The following is a 17111-nucleotide window of genomic DNA, read 5'->3' on the forward strand; positions in this document are numbered from 1 at the left end:
GGACCGGTGGAGCGGCGCTCAGGGCAGCAGCAGCATCGAGTCGCCGAACTCGTGCCAGAGGTATCCGCCGGCGACGGCGGCGGCGTAGGCCTCCCCCACCAGCGCCGTCCCCGCGACGGCCTCGAGCAGCAGCAGGTGGCTCGCCTCGGGCTCGTGGAGGCCGGTGACGAGGCCGTCGACGACGCGGGCGGGCCGGTCGGGTCCGAGGACGAGGCCGGTCCACCCGCCGGTCGCCGTCACCCGCCCGGAGGGGTCGGCGGCGCTCTCGATCGCCCGCACGGCGGTCGTGCCGACGGCGACGACGCGCCCGCCGGCGTCCCGGGTCGCGCCGACGAGGCGGGCGGTCGCGGGCGGCACCCGGAAGCGCTCGGGGATCGGCGGCTCGTGCAGCTCGGGGCTCGACACGCCGGCGTGGAGGACGACGGGCGCCACCACGACACCGGCGGCCATGAGGCGCACCAGCAGGCGGTCGGTGAACGGGCGGCCGGCGCTCGGCATCTCGGCGCTGCCCGCCTCGGTGGCGTAGACGGTCTGGTGGTCGGAGAGGGCGGTCGCCCCCGTGAGGTGGGCGTAGCCGATGGGCCGGCCGTGGCGGGCGAGGTACCGGGCGGGGGGCGTCGCCGGCGCGACGTCCGCCGTCCACAGGCGCCCCGGGCCGGCGGCGGGGTCGGGGTAGGGGTCGCGCAGGGTGAGGGTCCGGCCGCCGGGGAGGTCGAGCACCTCGCCGGGACCGAGGGTCGTGTCCGGCCCGTGGCCGTCGACCCGCCGCGGCTCCACCACCCAGCGGCCGTCGTCGAGGCCGGTGGAGACGTGCAGCGGCAGCCGGGACCCGTCGCGGCGGCGGGCGTCGAGCGCCGCGGGGAGGGTCGCCGAGGTGTTGACGACGACGATGTCGCCGGGGTCGAGCATGTCCGGGAGGTCGTGGAAGCGCAGGTGCCGGACCACGCCGGGGCGCGCGACGAGCAGACGCACCCCGTCGCGGGTGAGGCCGCGGCGCTCGGGGGGCTCGTGGGCCTCGCCCCCGGGCGGCAGCGCGAACCGGGTCGCCGGCGCCGGCGCGGCCGTCGGCGCGCTCACGTGGCGACCGCCGTGCGCAGGTCGGCCGCCCGGTACCGGCCGCTCGGCAGGTCACCGTCGATGAGGCGCAGCAGGGCGGGCACGACGCCCTCGGGCCCCGGCCATCCGCTCATGTCCTCGCCGGGGTAGGCGGCCCTCAGCATCGCGGTCGCCATCTCCCCCGGGTCCACGGCGTACACGCGGACGGCCGGGTTCTCGGCGGCGAGCGTCGCGCTGACGTGGTCGAGGGCGGCCTTCGTGGCGCCGTACCCGCCCCACCCCTCGTAGGCCTCGACCGCGGCGTCGGAGGAGATGTTGACGATCGCCCCCCGTCGCCGGGCCAGGTGGGGCAGCGCGATCTGCGCGAGGGCGACGGGCGCGACGACGTTGACGGCGAACATCGCCTCCAGGTCGGCGGCGGGGTGGTCGGCGAGCGGGGTGTGGGCGCTCGCGCCGAGCATGCCGGCGTTGTTGACGAGCAGGTCGAGGCGGCCGAGGTCCCAGACCACCCCCATCAGCCGCTCGCGGTGGGCGGGGTCGGCGACGTCGCCGGGGATGGCGACGACCCGGTCGGCCGCCATGAACGCGGCGGCCCCGGCGAGGGCCGAGGGGTCGCGGGCGTCGATGACGACGTGCCAGCCCCGGGCGGCGAGGCGGGCGGCGAGCGCGCGCCCGAGGCCGCGGGAGGCCCCGGTGACGAGCGCGACGGGGGCTCCGGCCCCCTGCGGGATCCGTGTCGTTCCGTGTGGAGTGGTCATGGCGGGCAGGGTAGGACTTCAATCTTGGTTGAAGTCAAGCCCGGTGCGCCGGCCCCCCGGTCGGTCGCGCCCTCCCCCCAGACGGCTCAGGCGGGGAGGGCCACCCGGTCGCGCGCGGGGTCGAACGCCCGGGCGGGGAGGATCCCGCGGGGGTCGCGGTCGAGGGGGAGGTCCCACTTGAGGGCGTACCGCATGCCGTTGGTGCGCAGCAGCTCCTCGTAGTCCTCGTCGAGCAGGTCGAAGGTCTTGTGCCCGAAGTGGTGGACGTAGCTGTCGTCCGCGATCCAGAGGCGGAAGCCGGCGAGGCGGGCGCGCATCGAGTAGTCGTCGTCCTCCAGGTTGCCGACCTCGAAGCACGGGTCGAAGCCGCCGATCCGGTCGAGGACGTCGGCGGTGATCGCCATGCAGAGGCCGCTGAGGCGGGTCGCCTCGCGGCCGCGGCCGCGGTGGGCGCGGGCGCGTTCCGCGGCGAAGCGATCGAGGTCGCCGGACGGCGCCTCGGTGTACGGCGGGTGCGGGATGATCTGGTCGTCGGAGACCCAGTTCGACCGGGGCCCGGCGATGCCGACGTGGCGTCCGCGCGCGAGCGCGCCGGTGAGGCCGCGGAGCCAACCGGGTGTCGCGAGGGCGTCGTTGTTCAGCACCACCGCGACGTCGCCGCGCATCCGGCCGAGGCCGAGGTTCACGCCGCCGGCGAAGCCGAGGTTGACGGGCGAGTGGACGATGCGGACGCCGCGCTCCTCGCACCACTGCGCGGTGCCGTCGGTCCCGCCGTTGTCGACGACCACCACCTCGTGCGGCTCGGGCGTGTGGCGGGCGATGCTGTCGAGGCAGAGGGCGGTGTAGAGCAGGTTGCCGTGGCAGGGGATGACGATGCTCGCGAGCGCGGTCACGCGGACACCGCCACGCGCGGGTCGCGGCGGCCGGCGAGCGCGCGCAGGCGCCGGGCGGCGATCGCGGCGGCGGCGTCCCAGGTGTGGCCGGCGCGGATGTGCGCGCTCGCGCGGCGTCCCGTCTCCCGCGCCGCCTCGCGCTGTTCGTAGGCGTCGCGCATGCGCCGGGCGAGGTCGAGCACCAGCACCTCGATCACGCTGACGGGTCCCGTCAACGTGAGGTCGCCGACGACGTCGCGGTCGAGCACGAGTGGGTGGGACGCGACGAGCAGCGCGGTGTCCGCGTCGCAGAAGTCGGCGGTGGAGCCCCCCTCGGGCACGATGACGGGGAGCCCGCAGGCCATCCCCTCGGCCACGGTGAGGCCGTACCCCTCGCCGCGGTAGGGGTGCACGAGGCAGTCGGCCGAGGCGTAGAGGCGGGGGAGCTCGTCGTCGGTGAGGCGCTCGCGCATGAAGTGGACGCGCGGGCCCGTGGGGTCGGCCGCCATCGCCCGGACCCGCTCCTCGGCCTCCTGCGGCTGGTACGGACCGCCGCGGCCGAAGTCCTTGACGATGAGCGTCACGTCGTCGTCGCGCGTGAACGCGGCGCGGTACGCGTCGAGCAGGAGGTCGGCGCCCTTGCGCCACAGCAGCCCGCCGACGAAGAGGAACCGGTAGCCGTCACCCGCGCCGGGCAGCGGCAGCGGGGCGAGACCCGGCCGGTACCGCAGGGGGTCGATGCCGTGGGGGACGACGTGGACGATCTCCGGGTCGAGCCCCGACGCGAGGTAGCCGTCCCGCACGTGCCGCGAGCAGGCCCACACCTCGTCGACGCCTCCGTCCTCGATCGCGCGCCGCCAGTCGCGGGGGATCGGGCCGAACTCCCAGGGGAGCGCCACCACCAGGCGCCCCGCGGGCGGGCGGGCGAAGCTCGGGGGGTAGCCGTGGCGGATCGTGACCTCGGGCATGTCGGCGAACAGGCGTCGCGCGGCGCGGCGGGCCTCCCCCGTCGGCATCGCCCCCTCCCGGCCGGGGTCTGCCGGTTCGACCTCGACGAGGCTGAGGTCGACGTCGCCGGCGCGCACGAGCGCCGCCGCGAGGCTGCGGTTCGCGAGCGCCAGGGAGTGGGCCCGGGTGACGGCGCCGTAGAGCGCCACCCGCGGACCGGACCGGTCGCCGCTCCGGCGGGGGCGGGGGGTCACCGTCGCGAGGCGCTCCCGGACGTGCCGCGCGACCACGGGGGCGTCGTGGACGGCGGCGACGCGGGCGCGCGCCGCGGCGCCCATCGCGGCCGTCGCATCGCGTCGCGCATGGGCGTCGCGGAGGGCGGCCACGAGGGCGTCGCGGTCGGGGCGGCCGGCCGCGTCCTGGGGGAGCTCCCAGCCGATCGCGGCGTCGATCCGGGTGCCGCACGCGCCGGCGCGGCCGATGACGGGGCGCCCGTGGGCCATCCCCTCCAGCAGGTCGCGGCCGCGGCCGAGGCCGGCGCCGGGTGCGCAGACGACGTGGGCGGCGGAGTAGAGGGCCCCCATGCGGGCGACGGGGACGGGTTCGTCGAGGATGACGACGTCGGGCATCGCCGCGGGGTCGTGCCCGGCGGCGGTGACGGCCTCGAGCGCCCGCGCCCCGAAGTCGGCCTCGACCCCGTCGCTCGCGTACGCGTGGAGCACGAGGGTGACGTCGTCGCCGGGTCCGAAGGCGCGGCACCAGGCGTCGAGCAGCAGGTCCCAGCCGGAGCGCGACGTCCAGTCGACGATCGCGAGCACCACCGTGCCGTGCATGTCGGGGTGGGCGAGCGGAGCCGGGACGGCGGCGGGGACCTCGACGGGCTCGGGGATCACGGCGACGCGGTCGCCGGGGAGGCCCGCGGACACGAGGGCGTCGCGCTGGGCGGCGGTCGGCACCCACACGTCGTCCATCTGGTCGAGGCGCATCAGCCAGTCCTCGCGGGGGGTCGCGCCGGGGAGGGCGGTGAGGGCGACCCGCAGCCGGCCGCGGACGTAGGGGTCGAGGATGCGTCCCGGCACGTGCTGCACCGTCACATCGACGTCGTCGAGGGGACGGCGGGCCATCTCGGCGAGCACCGCCTCGTCGACCGGGGCGAGCACCGACCCCCGCTGCCAGAGCAAGGGCTCCAGGGCGACGGTCGCCCCGATCGCGCGGAGCCCGGCGAGGTGGCCGCGTGTGCCGGCCGCCCAGGGGGAGCGGTCGAGCACGGGGCCGCGCCAGGCGATCCTCACGCCGGCACCGCCGCGGCGGCGGTGAGGCGGGCGAGGGCGGTGGCGGCGACACGCAGGTGTCCGTGGTCCGCGGCGCGTGTCGCCGCGGCGTCGCCGCGCGCGGCGCGCCCGGCGGGGTCGCGGTGGGCGTCGATGAGGGCGGCGGCGAGGGAGTCGCGGTCGGGTTCGGCCCAGCGGTGCCCCGCGTAGACGGGCACCTCGTGGACGGCGGCGGCGGGGACGTCGACGAGGCGGTGGGCGACGGGCCAGCCGACGGTGGCGTCGACGAACTCCGCCGGGCCGGACCAGGCGGTCGCGATCGCGGGGCGCCCCATCGCCATCGCCTCCATGATCGGCCTCCCCCACCCCTCACCACGGGTCGGCGCGACGTAGACGTCGCACGCGCGGTAGAGGCCGGCCATCGCCTCCGGCGCGAGGAGGTCGTCGACGATCACGACGTCGGGGATGCGCGCCGGGTCGAACCCGAGGGCGACGATGCGCGCGCCGATCGCCCCGTGGATCGCGGCGGCGTCCATCCCGGCGGTGGTCGACCAGACCTTCAGCACCAGGGTGACGTCGTCGTCGGCGCGGAACGCGTCGCACCAGGCGGCGAGGAGGACGTCCCAGCCCTTGCGCAGCGAGAAGTCGAAGGCGGCGAGGAAGACGGTGCCGTGCGCGCCGGGGAGCGCGATCGGCGGGGCGTCGCGGTGGAGGCGGTCGAGCTCGAACGGCTCGGGGACGACGTGGAGCAGCCCGGGGTCGACGCCGGCGGCGGCGAAGGCCTCCCGGTTGTGCTCCGTGGGCACCCAGACCTCGTCGGCCCGGTTGCACGGCTCCACCCACGCGGCGGGGATGCGATCGGTCTCGAACATCGTGCGCAGCACCCGCAGCGGCGCAGGGGTCGCGAGGTCCGCGAACGGCGGGAACGTGTGCTCGACCCGGGCGTCGATGCGCGGGAGGGGTGCGCCGATGAGGCCGCCGAGCACCTGCCGGTCCTCGGGTGACAGCGCCACGCGGTTGCTCCACGCCTGCGGCTCGATCCGCACCGTCGCGCCGAGCTCGCTGAGCCCGCGCACGAACGCGCGCCCGCCGGCCGCGTACCCGGAGGGGTCGGTGAGGGGCCCGCGCCACAGCACGCCGGGGGTCGTCGCCATGGCCCCCCATCGGCGCGGGGACGGCGGTCTTGAGGCCCTGCGCTACCCGGTCAGGGCGTCACGCGCGTCATGGTGCGGTCGGACCGGCTCAGCACCCAGACGCCACGGCCGGAGGGGACGACGTCGACGGGGTCGTCCCCCACCGCCACCCGTGACGTCCCGCCGGCGCCCGAGGCGCGCCGGCTCACGACCACGCCGCGAGGGCGGCCTTGCCGGGCGACGGCCGCCCACCAGACGCGTCCGCCGCTGCGGGCGACGTCCCTCGGGTACAGCGCCCGCGGGCGGGTGCACATCTCCAGGGACCGACCGGGGCCCTCGGACGGGAGGATCGTGACGGTGCACGAGTAGCGGCGGGTGGCGTGGAGGGTCCCCGACCGGGCGGACAGCTGCCACGCCCCACCGGGGATCAGGGCCGGGACGGGGCCGTCGACGCGCTCGAGGTCCCTGGTCGGCGAGGTGCGGGCGGCCCACAGGCCCCGGCGCCCGACGGCGATCTCCACGGTCGAGTCCGTCGAGGTCGGCAACCTGCCGATCACTCGTGCATCGGCAGGGTCGACCCGGCTCACGGTCCCGGGCAGCACCTCCTGGCCGGGGAGTGCCATCGGACGCGGCGCGCCCGTGATCCAGAGCCCCGCCGGCCCGGCGGCGACGTACGCGGCGCCGAGGGGGGCGCGGGCCGTGACGGTCGCGGTGCGGGGGTCGACGCGGACGAGGTCGCCGGTCACGGGGTCCGGCGTCCAGAGGGCGCCTCCCGCGGCCGCGATCGAGGGACGCACGACCATCGGGACGAGGACGGGGAGGTCCCGCGGGACCCCGGTCGCGACCACGACCTCGCGGCCGGTCGGGCGTCCCGTCACGCGGTCCGTCTCGATGAGGACGCGGGTGGCGCCGCGGTCGGCGAGCACCCAGAGGTCGCCGTCCGCGACGACGCCGGCGCGTGGCTCCGCGTCGAGGCGGGCCGTGGTGACCGCCCCCTGCGCCGGCGCCGCCGCGAGCAGTGCGAGGAGCGCGACGGAGGAGGCGGCGACCGGGATCCCCATGAGGGGACCTCGCATCAGGGTGTGGTCGGTGCGGTCGGCGGTGTCCGCGGATCCAGCAACGTCAGGCGATCACGGAGCGGGCCGCGCCAACCACCCCCGGCGGACACCGCCACCATGCCGTTCCGCAGCTCGGCGGCGCCGCGGACCGCGAGCCGGGTGCGCTTCTCCCAGACGGTCGTGCCGTCGGACAGGCGGGCGGCGCGCATCCCGCGCCGGGCCGCCGCGCCGATCGAGACGTACACCCGTCCGCTGCGCCCCACCGACAGCAGACGCGACCGGTCCTCGGGCGCGGTCCGCCAGAGCTGGACGCCGGTGCTGCCCACGAACGCCGCCACCGAGGCCGACGTCGGACCGGCCGAGCCGACGTAGAGGCGGTCCCGGAGGAGGTCGACCGCCACCGCCGACGGCTCCGTCCCCTCGTTCGCCGGCAACGCCCGCCACCACGACTCCGTGCCGTCCGGCCCCACCCCCGCCACGCCGCCGTCCCGGTACGCCACCAACCCGCTGCGGAGGCCCGCGAGAGGCTGATACCACCCCGTCCGCTGCCAGAGGAGCCTGCGGGACGCGGGATCCAGAGCGAACAGCCGCCCGGTCTCCAGGGTGCCGACCGGCTCGTAGGCGAAGAACGCGGTGTAGGCGATTCCCGCGCCGTCGCGGACGACGATGGGCGGTGCCTCCGCACTGAAGGAGACCTCGAGCGCCGGATCGCTGACCTCCCAGAGGCCCCTCCCCGCCGCGTCGCGTGCCACGAAGACCGGCGCCGGGAGCGGCCCGGGCGGCAGGACCGGGGAGGCCCTTCCGGTCACCGAGATGCAGGTGCCGTCGGCGTCGATGACCACACCGGTGCAGGAACGGACCTCGCGGCCGCGGGGGTCGACGGCCCAGCTCGTGTCGCCCGTGACCCCGAGCGGCCCGTAGGTGCCGTCCGGGTTCAGCACCACCGCCTGCAGCCCGTAGTCGCAGTTCCCGCACGCAGGGTCCGGGTGCCGGTGGGCCCAGAGCCGCCGACCGTCCCGGCGGAAGGCGGTGGCGGCGTTCGGATAGTGCTCGCCGCGGCCGAACAGCCCGCCCGAGACGACCACCACACCGCCACCCGGCCCCTGGTGGACGGTGCCGGCGGGGACCGTCTTCGGCCAGCCGGCCACCGTCGGGGGAGTCGTGGAGGCGAGGCCCGGGGCCGCGGTGGCCAGGACCGCCAGCGTGGCGAGTGCGGAGATCCGAGTGCGTGTCATGGGGCGAGCCTATGACCGCCGGAGGATCACGAACGTGATGGGAGCGGAAGAGTCGGTGAGGAGTCTGTGACGATCCCCGGGGATCCCGTGGCGCGGCCTCGCATCAGGGTGTGGTCGGTGCGGTCTGCGGTGTCCGCGGATCCAACAACGTCAGGCGATCACGGAGCGGCCCGCGCCAACCGCCCCCGGCGGACACCGCCACCATGCCGTTCCGCAGCTCGACGGCGCCGCGGACGGCGAGCCGGGTGCGCTTCTCCCAGACGGTCGTGCCGTCGGACAGGCGGGCGGCGCGCATGCCGCGCCGGCCGGCCGCGCCGATCGAGACGTACACCCGTCCGCTGCGCCCCACCGACAGCAGGCGCGACCGGTCCTCGGGAGCGGTCCGCCAGAGCTGGACACCGGTGCTGCCCACGAACGCCGCCACCGAGGCCGACGTCGGACCGGCCGACCCGACGTAGAGGCGGTCCCGAAGGAGGTCGACCGCCACCGCCGACGGCTCCGTCCCCTCGTTCGCCGGCAACGCCCGCCACCACGACTCCGTGCCGTCCGGCCCCACCCCCGCGACGCCGCCGTCCCGGTACGCCACCAGGCCGCTGCGGAGGCCCGCGAGAGGCTGATACCACCCGGTCCGCTGCCAGAGGAGCGTGCGGGACGCGGGGTCCAGAGCGAACAGCCGCCCGGCCGACCTGGCATCCACCGGCTCGGCGACGGAGGACGCCGAGTAGACGATCCCCGCCCCGTCGCGGACCACGACGGGCGGGGCGTCCGAGCCGAAGTAGACCTCGAGCGCCGGATCGCGGACGCTCCAGAGGACCGTCCCCGCCGCGTCGCGTGCCATGAAGACCGGCGTCAGGTGCGGCCCGGGCGGCAGGACCAGGGAGGCCCTTCCGGTCACCGAGATGCAGGTGCCGTCGGCGTCGATGACCACACCGGTGCAGGAACGGACCTCGCGGCCGCGGGGGTCGACGGCCCAGCTCGTGTCGCCCGTGACCCCGAGCGGCCCGTAGGTGCCGTCCGGGTTCAGCACCACCGCCTGCAGCCCGTAGTCGCAGTTCCCGCACGCAGGGTCCGGGTGCCGGTGGGCCCAGAGCCGCCGACCGTCCCGGCGGAAGGCGGTGGCGGCGTTCGGATAGTGCTCGCCGCGGCCGAACAGCCCGCCCGAGACGACCACCACACCGCCACCCGGCCCCTGGTGGACGGTGCCGGCGGGGACCGTCTTCGGCCAGCCGGCCGCCGTTGGCGGCGACGGTGGGGCGGCGGCGGCCGCGACGGATGCGGCGAGCAGCGCGGTGACCACGGCGGCGAGGATCGTCCCCATGCGCGCACGCTACGACCGACAGGGGATTCGTTCCGTCAGGGATCCGTGAGGAAACCGGTCGTTCCCTGAGAACGCTGTGAGAACGACGCGGGGCCCGCCGTGATGGCGGGCCCCGGTCGAACGCGTGCTCAGCCCTGGACTAGCGGAGGAGCGAGAGGACGCTCTGCGGGGCCTGGTTGGCCTGCGCGAGCATCGCCGTGCCCGACTGCTGGAGGATCTGGTTCTTGGTGAACTTGATCATCTCCTGCGCCATGTCGGCGTCACGGATGCGGGACTCGGCGGCCTGGAGGTTCTCCGAGGTCATGCCGAGGCGGTTGATGGTGTGCTCCAGGCGGTTCTGGATGGCGCCCAGGTTCGCCCGGCTGGTGGTGACGGTGCTGATCGCGGCGTCCAGCGAGGCGATGGCCGCGCTGGCCGACGCCGCCGAGGAGACGGCGATGCCGGAGATGCCGAGGTCGGAGGCCGAGACGGTGCCGATGGTGAAGGCGATGCTCTGCGACGCGTTGGCGCCGACCTGCAGGGTGACGGCCGACGCGGCGGTCGCGACGGACCCGGCCAGGATCTTCAGGCCGTTGAACTCCGTGTCCGTGCCGGTCTTGCCGATCTCGGTCAGGACCTGCTGGACCTCGGTGTCGAGGTTCTTGCGCTGGGCGTCGGTCAGCGTGCCGTTGGAGGCCTGGACCGCCAGGTCACGGACGCGCTGCAGCATGTCACCGACGTTGCCCAGGGCACCGTCCGCGACCTGCACCATCGAGACGCCGTCCTGCGCGTTGCGGGAGGCGACGTTCATGCCGCGGATCTGGGAGCGCATGCCCTCAGAGACGGCGAGGCCGGCGGCGTCATCGGCCGCGCGGTTGATGCGGAGACCGCTCGACAGCCGCTCCATGGACTTCGAGAGCTGCGTGCCGGTGTTGCTGAGGACGCGGTGCGCGTTCTGCGCCTCGACGTTGTTGTAGACGCTCAGACCCATGATTCCTCCTTGAATCCAGGTCGATCAGGACACTGCCGTCGTCCGACCCGCATCCGTGCGGGGTGTTCGGCGCGACGCCGCGAGGACCATCCGGGTCAACGCGTTCAGAGGGGTTATCGGCGGGGCCCGGCGGAGCTTGAGCCCCGGATGGACGATTCACCCACACCGGCCCGGGAGGCCGGTCGTTCAGCGGGTCTCGTCGCCCTCGCCCATCATCCCGAGCGCCTGATCGAGGGCGTCCTTGCTCGATTCGGCGGCCTCGAGGTTCTGCGCCTGGATCTCCAGGAACACCTCTTTGCGGAACACCGGGACGTCACGCGGCGCCTGGATGCCGAGCCGCACCTTCTCCCCCAGCACGGAGAGGACGGACACCTCGATCTCGTCGCCGATCATGATGCTCTGGTTCGCCTTGCGGGTGAGCACCAGCATTGGGGGAGGCCTCCTTGCGCGATGAATGCGGTTCCGATCGGGGGCACGCCCCGCGTGGGCGCTAGTATGTCCGGTCGGTTCGGAACGTGCCACAAACGGCCGGGGAGTTTGGATGCTGTACGGAAGGCGCCTGGATCAGTCGCTCCAGCACGTGGACGGGTCGCGTTACGCGCTCGTGCACGCGGTGGCGAAGCGGGCACGCCAGATCACGCTCTGGCTGACCGCCGACCCGGCGGAGCTGCGCGCCGAGGCGGCGCCGCCGCCCGCGCCGGGCGAGCTCACGTCCCGTGACCCGGTCGCGCTGGCCGAGGCCGAGATCCTCGACGGCGAGGTCAAGGTCCGCTGGGACCCGGACGGGCTCGACGAGGCCGCGCTGCTCGAGCTCGACGAGATCGAGACGGACCCGCTGCTGATCGAGGGCCTCGGCGACGACGACGAGGTCGGGATCGACGGCGAGGACGACGGCGTCGCGCTGACGCCGGCGCTCGCGCAGGTGCTCGAGGGCGACGCCGTCGAGGCGGACGACACCGAGGACGACGCCGACCCGGTCGAGGCCGTGGAGACCATCCGCACCGTCTCGGGCGTCGACGCCCCCGACGAGGTCGAGGAGATCTCGCTGGAGGACGTCGAGGAGCCCGACGACGACGATGACGAGGCCGAGACCGACCTCTAAAGCCGGCCGGTCGTGGGTGTGGCCGTCCCTCGCGCGGGGGCGGCCGGCGGGATAGCGTTGGGGGCGCCGGCCACCGTCGGCGGCGCTCCCGGACGCCGTTCACCCGCACCCGCCCACCGGGAGACGTCGATGACCCATCCGCCCGCGTACGACCCCCTCGACACCGTCCGCTGGATGCTCGAGGAGGCCCGCGCCGAGCTGACGTCCGCGACCTACGTCACGGACGACGGCAGGACACGCAAGAAGACGAAGGCGCAGCGCAACGACGACCGGGTCCGCTTCGACACCCTCTGCGCCGTCCTGTGGAACGTCACGGGACGCCCCGAGCCGCTCGAGGCGATCGCCGAGAGGGAGCTGCAGGCGGCCTGACGCCGGAGGGGCCCGGCGGGGGCGCTAGGCCCCCGCCAGGGTCCCCTTCGCCGGGTCCCCCGCGGGGTGCGGGCTGGTGACGAGGATCGTCATCGGCGCCGCCCACAGGTCGTGGCTCGACTCGCGGAACGCCCGGAGGTGCTCGGTGGCGAGGTGCTCGTCGAGGGCCTCCCGCGACGCCCACCGCTCGACCAGCACGATCTGGTCGGCGTCGGCGGCGGAGCGGTGCAACGCGTAGCTGATGCAGCCCGCCTCCGCGTGCGTCGGCACCGCCACCTCGCCGAAGGCGGCGAGCGCCGCGTCGCCCTGCCCCGGCTTGGCCTGGGCCACCACCAACACCACGACCTCCGACATCCCCGTCCCCTCCTCCTTCGATCACCGGCCGGTCGCGAACGCTACCGTCGTCACAGCAGCCGGGCCAGCCGGGCATCCATGCAACGCGGCGGATGGGCGTCGCCGAGTCGCCGCGGGTCATCGCGACCGTTTCGGACCCGCCCGGCGACGCCACCGGCGGGCGCCGCGTCCGGCCACCGGCGACCCGGGCATCTCATCGCCCCGGGGTCGCCCCCGCCCCCGCTCCGTCCCAGAATGGGAGCCACCAGAGGAACGGGTTTCCCGCCGTCGCCACGGGCGCCGGCCACGCACACGGAGGTGCGACATGAGGCTCCCATTCGGCTCACGTGACGACGCGGGCTCGACGCCCTGGCGGAGAAGCTGACGAGTCTCGACCGGGTCTGCCTGACGGATCTCGAGTCGGGCCTGACGGCGATGGCCGCCGGCGACTACACGGTGGCGGTGGAGCCGCACACCACGCCGATCGAAGCGGAGGCCCACGACCCGCGCGTCGCCGCCCTCGTCGAGGTCTTCAACACGATGCTGGGGCGGGCGCAGCGGGCGATCGAGGGGTACGACGCGATCCGCCGCGACCTGCGCGACGCCCTCGGCGACCAGTCGAGCCTCGGCGCCCTCACCGACCGTCTCCGGAGCCTCGACGAGAACTGCCTCACCCGGCTCCGAGCCGGCCTGTCGGACCTCGCCGCGGGTGAGCTGACGACCGAGGTGGTCCCCGTGACGACGCCGATCACGAGCGCCGACGGCCTCCCCATCGGGTCCCTCGCGACGCGGTTCAACGGGATGCTCGACAAGGCCCAGGCCTCCATCGAGGGGTACGACGCGACGCGGCGGCAGATGCGCGACGGGGTCGGTGACCGCTCGTGCCTCGCCCCTGACGGAGCGGCTCCAGAGCCTCGACGGGAACTGCCTGACCAACCTCCGCGCCGGCCTCGGCGCCGTCGCCGGGGGCGACCTCACCCACGCCGTGACCCCCGTGACCACGCCGCTCGCGGCATCCGGCGGGGGCTACCACGGCGCCCTCGGCGAGATCTTCAACGGCATGCTGGAGAAGGCGCAGGCCTCCATCGAGGGCTACGAGATGATGCGCGTCACCACGGCGGAGATGATCGGCGAGATGTCGGAGACGTCGGCGACGCTGTCGGCCTCCGCCGGCCAGATGGCGACGGCGGCGGAGGAGAGCGGCCGGGCCGTCGGCGAGATCGCCGGCACCATCGAGAGCGTCGCCCGGGGCTCGTCGGACCAGGCGGGCTCGGCGCAGGCGGTGAGCAGCGCCGCCGAGGTCGCGGCCGAGGTGGTCGAGGCGCTCGGCCGCAAGAGCCAGGCGGTGGGCGACATCGTCGCGACGATCGGCGGGATCGCGTCGCAGACGAACCTGCTTGCGCTGAACGCCGCGATCGAGGCGGCGCGGGCCGGCGAGCAGGGCCGCGGCTTCGCGGTCGTCGCGGAGGAGGTCCGCAAGCTGGCGGAGGGTTCGCAGGAGTCCGCGAGCTCGATCAGCGAGATCATCGAGGACATCCAGGCGCAGACCGCCCGCGCCGTCGAGGCGATGGCCGCGGTCCAGCAGGACGTCTCGGCCGTCGCGTCGGTCGCGGAGGAGAACGCCGCGGCGGCGGAGCAGGTCTCGGCCTCGACCGAGGAGACGTCGGCGGCCACGGAGGAGGTCGCCGCCACCGCCGAGGAGATCGCCCGGGCCGCCGAGTCGCTCACGGCGATGGTCGCGCGCTTCACCGTCTGACCCCGGCGGCCGGATCGGCGGGACCCCGCGGCGCCACTCGTCGCGGGGTCCCTCGTGGTCGACGCGGCGGCGGGGCGGTCGGCGCGTCCACCGCTCGGTCGGCGCGACGCGGATGGGAGCCGCGTTCGAGCGACCGACGTCACGCCGGCCGGATCGACGGTGACGCCACATCGGCACACCCGTCGCCGAATCGTCACGTCCCCCGCTCGTCCCGCCCCGGCCAGGGCACCCCACCCGACCGCCTCCCGACGGTCCACTTGGACCCGACGCCACACGGTCCACTTGGACCCGACCCCACGGTCCACTTGGACCCGACGCCACGGTCCACTTGGACGCGACCCCACGGTCCACTTGGACCCGACGCCATGGTCCACTTGGACCCGACGCCATGGTCCACTTGGACCCGACGCCATGGTCCACTTGGACCCGACGCCATGGTCCACTTGGACCCGACGCCATGGTCCACTTGGACCCGACGCCATGGTCCACTTGGGACGATCATCCCCCGCGTGCGCTCCGGACGGATCCCCGGGATCACCGGTGCCGAGCGGGATCCGGGGCGAGGTCCAGATGGACCCACGCGCCTCGTCCGAATGGACCCCGACCGGGCGACGCCCCGACGGCACCGGCCCCGGAGCGGTCAGCGGACCCGTCGGGGACGGCTCCCGAGGGCGGCCTGGGCGGGGGCGAGGGGCCAGATGAGGGCCTCGCGGACGAGGGCGCCGCGGGGGCGGGGCCCGGGGGCGGGGGCGACGGAGGCGGGGATGCCGGTCCCCCGCAGCGCCCACCGCACCATCGCCCGGGCCCGGGGGGCGTGCCAGCCGGACGTCACGATCACCACCTCGCAGGCGTCCTCGCGGCGGGCGAGCAGCGCGACGTGGGCGGCGTTGTGCGCCGTGTGGGTCGCCCCATCGTCGAGGAGGAGCCGCGCCGCCGCCCCCTGCCAGGCCCGGCGCATCAGCTCGGCCTCGCTCGGGGCGCCCGCCCGCGGCGCCCACCCCGACAGCACCACCACGTCGTCGCCGCGGGACAGCGACGCCGCGTGCACGACGCGGGCCTCGCACACCGGGTGGAGGTCCCCCCCACCCCCCGCCGAGTACCCGAGCACCGCCACGACCCGGGGGCCGTCGCTCACGACCGGCGGCTCATCCAGCGGAAGAACAACAGGGTCCCCGTGACGGTGACGACGAGCTTCACGGCCTTCCCGCCACGCAGGCGCGACAGGCCGCTCGCCCGCTCGCGCATCTCCACGGGCACCTCCTCCACCCGCAGCCCCGCGCGGTGCAGCCGCAGGAGCGCCTCGACCTCGGGGGCGCCGCTGCGGTACGGCACCCCGAGCACCGGCATCGCCCGGTCGTTCACGGCCGCCATGCCGCTGCCGGGGTCGCGGAACGGCCGGCCGAGGCGCACGTGCATCGCCCGCTGCAGGATCCCGATCCCGAACCGCCGGGCCCTGCTCGGCACGTACCGGCCCGCCTCGTACCCGTCCGCGACCGCGAACCGCGACCCGATCGCCACGTCGCACGCGTCGTCGCGCACCAGCCGCAACAGACGGGCGAGCTCCGCGGCGGGGTGCTGACCGTCCGCGTCGACCCGCCCGCAGAACCGGTACCCCCGCTCGTGGGCCTCCCGGTAACCGGCGGCGATCCCCTCCCGCAGCCCCCGGTTCTCGCCGAACGACACGACGATCGCACCCGCCGCGGCCGCCACCTCCGCGGTCCCGTCCGTCGAGCCGTCGTCGATCACGAGCACATCGACGTCCGGCAGCTCCGCCCGCAGCTCGTCGAGGACGGCGGGCAGGTTGGCCTCCTCGTTCCAGGCCGGGATCACCACGACGGTGTCGGTCACGCGCCGAGTCTGACACCTCCCCCCGCGCGGGCGCGACCCCGCCGGCGGGTCACAGCTCCGCCGGCAGGCCGAACGCCGGGAAGACGTCCGGGGCGAAGGTGTTGATCTCGGCGACCATGCCGCCCTCCACGCGGAGCACGTCGAGGGCCATCGGCCGGAACCGCGTGTCGCCGTGACGCCGCGAGTAGCACGCGACGGCGGGCTGCATGTTCGCCCACACCGCCATGCACCGCAGCTCGCCGATCTGCTCCGTGCCGAACCCGCCCTCCCGCCAGCACTCCACGATCGCCTCGCGCCCGTCGACCACCTCGGGCATCGAGAAGCGGGCGTCGTCGGTCATCATCGTCGCCAGGGTGCCGATGTCGTTCCGCTCGGTCGCCTCCATGAAGCGCCGCAGCATCTCCCTCTCCTCGGCGCTCGGCTCGACCGTCGGGGGACGGTCCGGCGCGTACTCCGGCAGGCGCTCCTGCAACGTCGCCCGCGCCCGCTGGAGCGAGCTGTTGACGGCGGCGACGCTCGCCTCCAGCGGCTCCGCCGCCTCCTTCGCCGACCAGCCGAGCACGTCGCGCAGGATCAGCACGGCCCGCTGGGCGGGCGGCAGGTACTGGATCGCGATGAGGAAGGCGAGCTCGATCGTCTCCTTCGTGACCACGACGGCCTCGGGCTCGTCCTCCGGTGGCGCGGCGGCCGCGAGCAGCCGGTCGGGGCACGGCTGCAGCCACGGCACCTCGGCCGGTGAGGCGGCGCCCTCCCCCTCCGGCATCCGCCGCTTCCGAGACGCGACCGCGTCGAGCGAGGCGTTCGTGGCGATGCCGTAGAGCCACGCCCGGAACGTCGCCCGCCCCGCGTAGGTCTCGCGGCGGCGCCACGCGCGCAGGAACGTCTCCTGGACCGCGTCCTCGGCGTCCTCCAGCGAGCCGAGCATGCGGTAGCAGTGCACCTGCAGCTCGCCGCGGTGGCGCTCCACCAGGCGGCCGAACGCCGCCTCGTCCCCACCGACCGCGGCCGCCACCGTCCCGTCGTCCACCGTCCGCGACGTGCTCATCGCGCGCCTCCCCGTCCGCGCCGCGGGTCCGTCCCGCGG

At 75.5% G+C, this 17111-nt stretch carries 16 protein-coding genes and 1 pseudogene; 3 read left to right on the plus strand and 14 right to left on the minus strand.

Annotated features, from left to right (window positions below):
* Positions 1–18: 18 nt before the first annotated feature.
* From IU369_RS14070 to csrA, 10 genes are all read right to left on the minus strand, one after another.
* Positions 19–1077, minus strand: coding sequence for an S-adenosylmethionine:tRNA ribosyltransferase-isomerase (locus IU369_RS14070; RefSeq protein WP_217921614.1), 1059 nt, complete (start codon positions 1075–1077; stop codon positions 19–21).
* A complete protein-coding gene (locus IU369_RS14075; RefSeq protein WP_217921615.1) occupies positions 1074–1814 on the minus strand; it encodes an SDR family NAD(P)-dependent oxidoreductase in 741 nt (246 codons plus the stop codon). Before IU369_RS14075 ends, IU369_RS14070 begins: the two co-directional genes overlap by 4 nt.
* An 86-nt stretch (positions 1815–1900) precedes the next feature.
* Positions 1901–2707 (minus strand): glycosyltransferase family 2 protein, encoded by an 807-nt coding sequence (locus IU369_RS14080; RefSeq protein WP_217921616.1) that lies wholly within the window; start codon positions 2705–2707, stop codon positions 1901–1903.
* A complete protein-coding gene (locus tag IU369_RS14085) occupies positions 2704–4926 on the minus strand; it encodes a glycosyltransferase (protein WP_217921617.1) in 2223 nt (740 codons plus the stop codon). Before IU369_RS14085 ends, IU369_RS14080 begins: the two co-directional genes overlap by 4 nt.
* Positions 4923–6059 (minus strand): glycosyltransferase, encoded by a 1137-nt coding sequence (locus IU369_RS14090; protein WP_217921618.1) that lies wholly within the window; start codon positions 6057–6059, stop codon positions 4923–4925. Before IU369_RS14090 ends, IU369_RS14085 begins: the two co-directional genes overlap by 4 nt.
* 50 nt (positions 6060–6109) lie before the next feature.
* Positions 6110–7114, minus strand: coding sequence for a hypothetical protein (locus IU369_RS14095; RefSeq protein ID WP_217921619.1), 1005 nt, complete (start codon positions 7112–7114; stop codon positions 6110–6112).
* On the minus strand, positions 7114–8331 hold the full coding sequence (locus IU369_RS14100) for a PQQ-binding-like beta-propeller repeat protein (RefSeq protein ID WP_217921620.1): 1218 nt from the start codon (positions 8329–8331) through the stop codon (positions 7114–7116). The genes IU369_RS14095 and IU369_RS14100 overlap by 1 nt, the downstream gene beginning before the upstream one ends.
* A 103-nt stretch (positions 8332–8434) precedes the next feature.
* On the minus strand, positions 8435–9649 hold the full coding sequence (locus tag IU369_RS14105; protein WP_217921621.1) for a hypothetical protein: 1215 nt from the start codon (positions 9647–9649) through the stop codon (positions 8435–8437).
* A 139-nt stretch (positions 9650–9788) separates the two neighbouring features.
* Complete coding sequence (locus IU369_RS14110; protein WP_343233243.1) at positions 9789–10613, minus strand: flagellin N-terminal helical domain-containing protein; 825 nt, start codon at positions 10611–10613, stop codon at positions 9789–9791.
* A 192-nt stretch (positions 10614–10805) separates the two neighbouring features.
* A complete protein-coding gene (gene csrA, locus IU369_RS14115; RefSeq protein ID WP_217921623.1) occupies positions 10806–11048 on the minus strand; it encodes a carbon storage regulator CsrA in 243 nt (80 codons plus the stop codon).
* Between the two features lie 112 nt (positions 11049–11160).
* Here csrA and IU369_RS14120 point away from each other — a divergent pair, with 112 nt between their 5' ends.
* Together IU369_RS14120 and IU369_RS14125 are read left to right on the plus strand one after the other, a co-directional pair.
* Positions 11161–11721, plus strand: coding sequence for a DNA-directed RNA polymerase subunit omega (locus tag IU369_RS14120; RefSeq protein ID WP_217921624.1), 561 nt, complete (start codon positions 11161–11163; stop codon positions 11719–11721).
* Between the two features lie 129 nt (positions 11722–11850).
* Positions 11851–12090: a hypothetical protein gene (locus IU369_RS14125; protein ID WP_217921625.1), complete on the plus strand. Its 240-nt coding sequence runs from the start codon at positions 11851–11853 to the stop codon at positions 12088–12090.
* Positions 12091–12114: 24 nt separating this feature from the next.
* Here the strand turns inward: IU369_RS14125 and IU369_RS14130 are convergent, their stop codons facing one another.
* Positions 12115–12444, minus strand: coding sequence for a putative quinol monooxygenase (locus IU369_RS14130; RefSeq protein ID WP_217921626.1), 330 nt, complete (start codon positions 12442–12444; stop codon positions 12115–12117).
* A 1315-nt stretch (positions 12445–13759) separates the two neighbouring features.
* On the opposite strand from IU369_RS14130, the pseudogene IU369_RS23855 reads away from it, so the two are divergent.
* A pseudogene (locus IU369_RS23855) lies at positions 13760–14179 on the plus strand (methyl-accepting chemotaxis protein); the annotation flags it as partial.
* 640 nt (positions 14180–14819) lie between these two features.
* On the opposite strand, the gene IU369_RS14140 reads toward IU369_RS23855, so the two are convergent.
* Genes IU369_RS14140 through IU369_RS14150 form a run of 3 tightly spaced genes read right to left on the minus strand, consistent with a single transcriptional unit; the run spans position 14820 to position 17072 of the window.
* Positions 14820–15314 (minus strand): YdcF family protein, encoded by a 495-nt coding sequence (locus tag IU369_RS14140; RefSeq protein ID WP_217921627.1) that lies wholly within the window; start codon positions 15312–15314, stop codon positions 14820–14822.
* Positions 15311–16027 carry a glycosyltransferase family 2 protein gene (locus IU369_RS14145; protein WP_217921628.1) on the minus strand — a complete coding sequence of 239 codons (717 nt, stop codon included), beginning with the start codon at positions 16025–16027 and terminating at the stop codon, positions 15311–15313. The genes IU369_RS14140 and IU369_RS14145 overlap by 4 nt, the downstream gene beginning before the upstream one ends.
* Before the next feature lie 49 nt (positions 16028–16076).
* Positions 16077–17072: an RNA polymerase subunit sigma-70 gene (locus tag IU369_RS14150; RefSeq protein ID WP_217921629.1), complete on the minus strand. Its 996-nt coding sequence runs from the start codon at positions 17070–17072 to the stop codon at positions 16077–16079.
* Positions 17073–17111: the final 39 nt, after the last annotated feature.

The sequence above is a fragment of the Miltoncostaea oceani genome (assembly GCF_018141545.1).
GTDB lineage: Bacteria > Actinomycetota > Thermoleophilia > Miltoncostaeales > Miltoncostaeaceae > Miltoncostaea > Miltoncostaea oceani.